This window comes from Brooklawnia sp. (assembly GCF_032229645.1).
Taxonomy (GTDB): Bacteria; Actinomycetota; Actinomycetes; order Propionibacteriales; family Propionibacteriaceae; genus Brooklawnia.
Map to the genome: position 1 here is coordinate 1 of NZ_JAVTWX010000036.1, position 2,684 is coordinate 2,684.

Consider the following 2,684-nt stretch of genomic DNA (forward strand, 5'->3'; position numbering starts at 1 on the left):
TGGCGGCGCGGCATGGCGGGCCTCGATCTGCACGGGCTCAGGGCGGCCACCGAGGACAACGTCCAGCAGGGCGCCGAGGCCACCGACCAGCTGCTCGCCGCGGGAGCGACGGCGATCGTCTGCACCAGCGACTCGCTGGCGCTGGCCGCGGTCTCGCGGCTGTTCAGCGACGGCCGGCCGACCGGAGACGTGATCGGCTTCGACGACACCCCGGTGGCCGGGGCCCTGGGCATCTCCAGCGTCGCCCAGCCGGTCGAGCAGGCGGCGGCGACCCTGGTGGCGATGACGGTCGCCCAGCTCCACGGGCGGCCGCTCCCCGATCGCCAGGTGTTGCTGCCCTCCCGGCTGGTCATCCGCGACCCCGTGGGTTTCACCCCCTGAGCCTGACCAGTCGTCCAGACACACCCAGAAGGGACCGCTCCTCCACCCAACGAAGGGAACCCATCATGAAGATCCGCACACTGCGCGCCGGTCTGGCCGCGACGTCCGCAATCGCCCTCGCCACCCTCGCGGCCTGCTCCGGCGGTGCCGACCCGGGCGGCGAACAGAGCCAGGGCAACGGCTCACCCAACTCCAACCCGGTCTCGGTGCTGATCGGCTCATCCGGCACCGCCGAGACCGATGCCGTGAAGGAGGCCGTGGCCGCCTGGTCGCGGCAGTCCGGCGTCCCCGCCGAGGTGAAGGTCGCCTCGGATCTCACCCAGCAGGCGACCCAGGGCTTCACCGGCGGCAAGCCGGACGACCTGCTGTACGTGTCCACCGACGCACTGGCCGGCTGGGTCGCCAACGGGTCGCTGGAGGCCTACGGGGACTCGCTGCCGAACAAGGCCGACTTCTACCCGAAGCTGGTGGAGGCGTTCACCGTCGACGGGAAGTTCTACTGCGCACCGAAGGACTTCTCCACCCTCGCGCTGGTGATCAACAACGAGCTGTGGAAGGAGGCCGGCCTCACCGACAACGACGTCCCCACGACCTGGGCCGAGTTGGAGGCCGTGGCCAAGAAGCTCACCAAGGGCAAGGTCAAGGGTCTGGTGGTGAGCCATGAGGTGCAGCGCCTCGGCGTGTTCATGGCCCAGGCCGGCGGAGGACTGGTCACCGACGGCAAGGCGACCGCCAACTCGCCCCAGAACGTCGAGGGCCTCGCCTTCGTGAAGAAGATGCTGAACGACGGCGTCGCGGCCCTGAACAGCGACGTCGGTGCGGGCTGGGGCGGCGAGGCGCTCGGCAAGAACCTGGCCGGCATGGTGATCGAGGGCAACTGGATCACCGGCGCCAAGAAGGACTACAAGGATCTCGACTACACCGTCGCCGCGCTGCCGGCCGGCGCCCAGCAGGGCACCCTGCAGTACACCAACTGCTGGGGCATCGCCACCGACGCCGACAACAAGGAGGGTGCCAAGAGCCTGGTCGAGTTCCTGACCACCACGCAGCAGCAGCTGGCCTTCTCGAAGGCGTTCGGCGTGATGCCGTCGGTGCAGTCGGCGTCCGAGGCCTTCAAGCAGGACAACCCGGGCATGGAGCCGTTCATCGATGGTGCCGCGTACGCCCAGAACCTGCCCGCCCAGGAGGGCGTCGCGGCGGTGCTGGCCGAGTTGAACAGCAAGCTCGCCAAGCTCGGCAGCAGCGATCCGAAGACGATCCTGGACGGCACGCAGACCGACCTTCAGGCCGCGATCGGGGCCTGAGCCGTGGCCACGGGTACCGCCACCCGGCCACCGCGCCGGCGGAGCCGTGACCAGACCGCGGCCGGGTGGCTCTTCGTCTCGCCGATGGTGGTGATCCTGGGCCTGTTCCTCTTCGTCCCGGTGATCATGGCGGCCTGGGTGAGCGTCTCGGACTGGAACGGACGCGGCAGTCCGTTCTCGTCCAACGTGCACTTCGTCGGCGGCACCCACTACGCCGAGATGCTCGGCGGCCGCGGGCTGGCCGCGCGTGACTTCGGCACGGCGATCCGGAACAACCTGTACTACGTGCTGTTCGTGGTCCCGCTGCAGACGGCGATCTCGCTCGGCCTGGCGTTCATGGTCAACAAGCGGGCGCTGCGGGGCAAGGGCTTCTTCCGGACGGCGTTCTACTTCCCGTCGGTGACCTCGACGGTGGCGATCACCGTGCTCTGGCTCTTCCTGTTCTCGGCCAGTGGTGCGGTCAACGCGGTGCTGTCCTGGCTGAGCATCCAGGGCCCGAACTGGTTCGCCGACCCCCGCGGCATCTTCCACCTGCTGATGGGTGGCGGCGAGGCGCCGGCGGCGCTCAGCCAGCCAGGGCTGTTCGGCATCTCGACCTGGGAGTGGATCGCCGGGCCGTCGATCGCGATGGCGGCCTTCATCATGATGGCGATCTTCACCACCTCGGGCACCTTCATGCTGCTCTTCCTGGCCGCCCTGCAATCCATCGGCGAGGACACCGACGAAGCGGCGATGGTCGACGGCGCAAGCGTGTGGCAGCGGTTCTGGTACGTCACCGTGCCCCTGCTGCGGCCGACCCTGTTCACCGTGATCACGCTCGGCCTGATCGGGACCTGGCAGGTGTTCGACCAGATCTACACCGGCAGCCAGGGCGGGCCGTCCAAGACCACTCTGACCCCCGCCTTCCTGTCCTACCAGGCGGCCTTCGAGTCGCAGCGCTGGGGCCGCGGCGCCGCGATCGCGTTCATCCTGTTCGCGATCATCGTGATCATGACGCTG

4 protein-coding genes are annotated in these 2,684 nt (G+C 69.0%); 3 read left to right on the forward strand and 1 reads right to left on the reverse strand.

Annotated features, from left to right (window positions below; translation table 11 throughout):
• Positions 1 to 381, forward strand: a 381-nt coding sequence (locus tag AAFP05_RS02155; protein WP_341728208.1) for a substrate-binding domain-containing protein, incomplete at its 5' end; no start/stop codon positions are given.
• A gap of 65 nt (positions 382 to 446) precedes the next feature.
• Positions 447 to 1,685, forward strand: a complete 1,239-nt coding sequence (locus tag AAFP05_RS02160) for an extracellular solute-binding protein (protein ID WP_341728209.1) — start codon at positions 447 to 449, stop codon at positions 1,683 to 1,685.
• Here AAFP05_RS02160 and AAFP05_RS02165 read toward each other — a convergent pair.
• Positions 1,664 to 1,870 (reverse strand): hypothetical protein, encoded by a 207-nt coding sequence (locus AAFP05_RS02165; protein WP_341728210.1) that lies wholly within the window; start codon positions 1,868 to 1,870, stop codon positions 1,664 to 1,666. The two genes, AAFP05_RS02160 and AAFP05_RS02165, sit on opposite strands and share 22 nt — an antisense overlap.
• A gap of 1 nt (position 1,871) precedes the next feature.
• Between AAFP05_RS02165 and AAFP05_RS02170 the strand changes: the two genes are divergently transcribed.
• On the forward strand, positions 1,872 to 2,684 hold an 813-nt coding region (locus tag AAFP05_RS02170), incomplete at its 3' end, for a sugar ABC transporter permease (RefSeq protein ID WP_341728211.1).

Bases quoted from the DNA above. Each gene is read 5' to 3' on its own strand.
- AAFP05_RS02160 (WP_341728209.1), top strand. From the start codon at position 447: ATGAAGATCCGCACACTGCGCGCCGGTCTGGCCGCGACGTCCGCAATC.